The 3780-nt window shown below is 72.3% G+C and carries 3 protein-coding genes and 2 pseudogenes; 3 read left to right on the top strand and 2 right to left on the bottom strand.

The window, feature by feature from the left end; genetic code table 11:
* Positions 1–373: pseudogene (locus H5J29_RS24735) on the bottom strand (glycerophosphatase); the annotation flags it as partial.
* Between the two features lie 42 nt (positions 374–415).
* Between H5J29_RS24735 and pafA the strand changes: the two are divergent.
* On the top strand, positions 416–1777 hold the full coding sequence (gene pafA, locus H5J29_RS24730; protein ID WP_181783427.1) for a Pup--protein ligase: 1362 nt from the start codon (positions 416–418) through the stop codon (positions 1775–1777).
* Between the two features lie 65 nt (positions 1778–1842).
* Here pafA and H5J29_RS24725 read toward each other — a convergent pair whose 3' ends face one another.
* Complete coding sequence (locus H5J29_RS24725; RefSeq protein ID WP_181783426.1) at positions 1843–2094, bottom strand: hypothetical protein; 252 nt, start codon at positions 2092–2094, stop codon at positions 1843–1845.
* Between the two features lie 448 nt (positions 2095–2542).
* Between H5J29_RS24725 and H5J29_RS24720 the strand changes: the two genes are divergently transcribed.
* A complete protein-coding gene (locus tag H5J29_RS24720) occupies positions 2543–3517 on the top strand; it encodes a helix-turn-helix transcriptional regulator (protein ID WP_181783425.1) in 975 nt (324 codons plus the stop codon).
* Positions 3514–3780: pseudogene (locus tag H5J29_RS24715) on the top strand (protein pafC); the annotation flags it as partial. The gene H5J29_RS24720 and the pseudogene H5J29_RS24715, both read left to right, overlap by 4 nt.

Below are 3780 nucleotides of genomic sequence, written 5' to 3'. Positions count from 1 at the left end.
TGGTCCGCACCGATGACGTGGGCGGGTCGGGGATCGTCCGGTAGGCGGGCAGCTCGGCCGCGGCCGGCCGGCGGCGGGGGAGCAGCGGCTTGAGCACCCCGTTCGCGAGTGCGCTCGACAGCGCGATCGCGAGGAGCCCGCGACCCGCCGCCTTGCGTCCCGCACCTCTCCGGACGGCGAGGATCCCGGCCACCACGACCCACAGCGCGCTGTGGTCGGCCGCCTTCGACAACCGGGTCATCACCTGGTCCACCCGGCTGCGTGGACGAGCCGCGACGGCGCTGGTGATGGCCCGGTCGGTCGCCGACACCGCCGTCAGGCTCCGGTCGACTCGGGAGGACTTCACGGCGACGCGCCGGAACCAGTCGGTCACAGGCGTGACCTTATGGGGCCTCCTGCGCTTACGCTGGAGGACATGCAGCGTCGGATCTTCGGGGTCGAGACCGAGTTCGGGGTCACGTGCACCTTCCACGGGCAGCGCCGACTGTCGCCCGACGAGGTCGCGCGGTACCTGTTCCGGCGTGTCGTGTCCTGGGGGCGGTCGTCGAACGTCTTCCTGCGCAACGGCGCGCGGCTCTACCTGGACGTCGGATCGCACCCCGAGTATGCGACCGCCGAGTGCGACACGTTGACCGGGCTGGTCGCGCACGACAAGGCGGGTGAGCGGATCCTCGAGGACCTGCTCGTCGACGCCGAGCGCAGGCTCGTCGACGAGGGCATCGGCGGCGACATCTACCTGTTCAAGAACAACACCGACTCGGCGGGCAACTCCTACGGCTGCCACGAGAACTACCTCGTCGCGCGACAGGGCGAGTTCGCGCGCATCGCGGACGTGCTGCTCCCGTTCCTCGTCACCCGCCAGCTGATCTGCGGCGCGGGCAAGGTGCTGCAGACCCCGCGCGGGGCCGTTTACTGCCTCTCCCAGCGCGCCGAGCACATCTGGGAGGGCGTGTCGTCGGCGACCACGCGGTCCCGCCCGATCATCAACACCCGTGACGAGCCGCACGCGGACGCGGAGCGCTACCGCCGGCTGCACGTGATCGTGGGCGACTCGAACATGTCCGAGACCACGACCCTGCTCAAGGTCGGCGCCACGCACCTGGTGCTCGAGATGATCGAGGCGGGCGTCCAGTTCCGGGACTTCACGCTGGACAACCCGATCCGCGCGATCCGCGAGATCAGCCACGACCTCACCGGGCGCCGCACGGTGCGGCTCGCGGGCGGCCGCGAGGCAAGCGCCCTGGACATCCAGCGCGAGTACCACGCCCGGGCCGTCGAGCACCTGCAGGCGCGGGGGAGCGCGGACCGGTCCCTGGACCGTGTCGTGGAGCTGTGGGGCCGCACGCTCGACGCCGTCGAGTCCGGTGACCTCTCCATGATCGACCGCGAGGTGGACTGGGCGATCAAGCACCGGCTCGTCCAGCGCTACCAGGCCAAGCACGACCTGGACCTGTCCAGCGCCCGGGTCGCCCAGCTGGACCTGGCCTACCACGACATCCGGCGCGGCCGCGGCCTCTTCGACCTGCTGCAGCGCAAGGGCCTGGTCGAGCGGGTCACGGACGACGGCGAGATCGAGGTCGCCAAGGACACCCCGCCCCAGACCACCCGGGCCAAGCTCCGCGGGGACTTCATCGCCGCCGCCCAGGCCGCGGGCCGGGACTTCACCGTCGACTGGGTGCACCTGAAGCTGAACGACCAGGCGCAGCGCACGGTCCTGTGCAAGGACCCGTTCCGTTCGGTGGACGAGCGGGTGGACCGCCTGATCCAGTCCCTCTAGCCGACCACACGAACGGCACTCTCGCTCAGACCTACTGAGCGAGAGTGCCGTTCGTGCGTTCGGGTCTACTCGATGCCGGGCATCATCTTCCGGCGCAGCTCGGCGAGCTCGTCCTGCACCGGGGCCGCGGCCGGGCCCGCGTGGTCCGGCGCCGGGGTGATGCCCAACGCGAGCAGGAGCGCCTCCGCAGCCGCCTTGGGGTCCCCCGTCTCGCCGAGCACCGGATGGAGGCCGCCGTCCGCGAGGTGGTGGAACACGAGGTTCACCACGCTCCACGGGTTGAACGTCTCCACGGTCTCCGCCGCCCCGTCGGCCATCGTTCCTCCTGCAGATCGTGGTCTGGCTCACAGACTCTGCCTGCGGTGATCAGCGGTCAAGGCCGCCCGGTGTCGCAGCCTGAGACAGCGCCGCGCGGTGCTCGACTCTGTCTGCTGCCTCGGGTGGGGGGGTGAGGGGGTGGTGGGGTTCTCGGTTCGCACGTTTCGTGCTCTCAGCGCTGCACGATCACCGTTTGCGTGCAGCGAGCGCGGTGCCACAGTCAAGATCGCCGATGACGTGCGCCCAGCGTCGTCCCCACCGCGCTGACAGCACCCAGACCGTGATCTTGCCGCGCTGAGAGCACGAAACGTGCGATCTTGGTCCGCCCCACCCACACCACCCAGCCCTGCGTCGGTCGCCGCGAAGGGGACCGCGCTCCGGCGTGGGATCGGTGCCGGTACCCCGTGTCGCGTCGGGGGTTCGAACGGTTGGTCGTATGCTGCCCCCGTGTCCTCCGCCCGAGCCGAGCGCCTGGTGAACCTCGTGCTCTGCCTGCTGTCGACGCGCCAGTTCCTGCCCGCGGAGCGGATCCGCGCCACCGTGCCCGGCTACCTCGACGCGCCGAGCGACGAGGCCTTCTTCCGCATGTTCGAGCGGGACAAGACCGAGCTGCGCGAGCTGGGCGTGCCGCTGGAGACCGGGAGGCAGTCGGCCTTCGACACCGTCGAGGGCTACCGCATCGCCCGGGGCGACTACGAGCTCGGCGAGATCGACCTCGACACCGAGGAGGCTGCCGCCGTCGCCCTCGCCGGGTCGCTGTGGGACTCCCCGGAGCTCTCCGGCGCCGCGCACGGTGCCCTGCGCAAGCTGCGCGCCGCGGGCGTCGAGGTGGACGAGACGCGGGGGTCGGTGCAGCCGCGGGTCCGGGCGGCCGAGCCGGTGTTCGCGCCTCTGCTGGCGGCGGTGCAGGCGGGTCAGGCCGTCACGTTCGACCACCGCCGCGGCGGGCCGACCGGCGAGATCGTGCGCCGGACCGTGGAGCCGTGGGGCGTGGTCTCGTGGCGGGGGCGCTGGTACCTCGTCGGGCACGACCGGGACCGCGCGGACGTGCGTTCCTTCCGGCTCTCCCGGGTCCTCGAGCCGATCAAGACGGTGGGGGAGCCCGGCGCGGTGAGCGTGCCGCCGGGCACGGACCTGATGGCGTCGATCCGGCGGAACTTCGACTACGGGCCGGTCACCGGCACCGCCCGCGTCTGGATCCCCGAGGGGCACGCGCACGGGCTGCGCAGGCTCGGCACGGTCGTCGGGTCGCAGGAGCGGGCGGGCGTGCCCGGGGACGTCCTGGAGATCGAGCTGCGCAGCGAGCGCACGGTGGCGCGGTGGCTGGCCGGGGCGGGTCCCGACGTCGTCGTGCTGGACCCGCCCGAGCTCGCCGCGCACGTCCGGCAGCTGTGGGCCGGCGCGTTGAAGGCGCACTCGTGAGCGGACTCGCGGACCGGCTGCCGCGGCTGTTGTCGCTGGTCCCGTACCTGCTCGCGCGCCCGGGGATCCCGATCGCGGAGGCCGCAGCGGACTTCGGGACGACCCCGCGCCAGCTGCGTCGCGACCTCGAGCTGCTCTGGATGTGCGGGCTGCCCGGCTACGGCCCCGGCGACCTGGTGGACCTGTCCTTCTCCGGCGACACCGTGACCGTCACCGAGGACGCGGGCATGCGCAGGCCGCTGCGGCTGACGACGGCCGAGGCG

The organism is Pseudonocardia pini, assembly GCF_013870575.1.
GTDB classification, from domain to species: Bacteria; Actinomycetota; Actinomycetes; order Mycobacteriales; family Pseudonocardiaceae; genus Pseudonocardia; species Pseudonocardia pini.
This window is presented reverse-complemented; position numbering and strand designations above follow the sequence as displayed.